Below are 387 nucleotides of genomic sequence, written 5' to 3'. Positions count from 1 at the left end.
GCAAGGCCTCCCCGCTGCACACGATGCGCCGCACGCTCGTGCACGCCTCCACCCCGCGGTGCGCGAGGAAGGCCTGCAGCATCGAGGGCACGAAGTGCAGCGTGCTCACCGCGTGCCGCCGGATCAGCTGCACCAGCCGCTCGGGGTCGCGATGATCCCCCGGGGCCGCCACCGCCAGGCGCGCGCCCTGCATCAGCGGCCACAGGAACTCCCACACCGACACGTCGAAGCTGAACGGCGTCTTCTGCAGAACCGTGTCCGTGGCCTCCAGCGCGTAGGCCTGCTGCATCCAGGCCAGCCGGTTGAACAGCGACCGGTGGCGGTTGGCCGCGCCCTTGGGCCGCCCGGTGGAGCCCGAGGTGTAGATCACGTACGCCAGGTGCTCGC

Annotated in this window: 1 protein-coding gene; it reads right to left on the bottom strand. The window is 71.6% G+C overall.

What is annotated here, in order from left to right:
• Positions 1-387 (bottom strand): AMP-binding protein (locus ACODT0_RS42455; RefSeq protein ID WP_489044058.1); only part of this gene is annotated, 387 nt, incomplete at both ends.

It is taken from the genome of Variovorax sp. FG153, from assembly GCF_057809595.1.
This window is presented reverse-complemented; position numbering and strand designations above follow the sequence as displayed.